Annotated in this window: 1 pseudogene; it reads left to right on the top strand. The window is 69.3% G+C overall.

Annotated elements, in window-relative coordinates:
* Nucleotides 1–294 (top strand): annotated as a pseudogene (locus NBW84_RS09630) (hypothetical protein); the annotation flags it as partial.
* Nucleotides 295–469 lie beyond the last annotated feature (175 nt).

Here is a 469-nt window from a genome sequence, read left to right as displayed (position 1 = left end):
GTGAGGTCGGTCGGTAGCGGATCGGCCGCCGTCCTCTGCGCGGCAGCCCTCGTCTGGGCGTGGGTGACGCCCGCGGCCGCGGACCCGCTGCCGAAGCCCGCCGGCTCGCTCCAGGGCGGTGTGCATCTGCGGGGCAGCTACCCGAGTGACGCCGCGGGCAGCCCGGCTGTCGACGGCACTGTCAACCCCACCAGCTGGAGTGGGATCGTCGCCACTGGTGGGCAGCCCGCCCCGAACACCACCGCCCGCGCCTTCGCCGTCTGCGCCAGCCATCACGTCGGTTCCGGCGAGTAGATCAGCCGGTGGCCATCTCAGTCCACGGGCATCAGCCGTCCGAGGTGTGAGAAGGCCACCGAAAAACGTGGGCTGACCGGTCGGGTTCCTCAATATCCGACCGGTGCGGACGCGTCCCATGAAAATGTTCGGTCCATCCGGTGGTCATGTCCTGTTTCAGCGCGCGCCGTTTCTT

Source organism: Protofrankia sp. CiP1_Cm_nod2 (assembly GCF_920664355.1).
Classification (GTDB): domain Bacteria; phylum Actinomycetota; class Actinomycetes; order Frankiales; family Frankiaceae; genus Protofrankia.
This window is presented reverse-complemented; position numbering and strand designations above follow the sequence as displayed.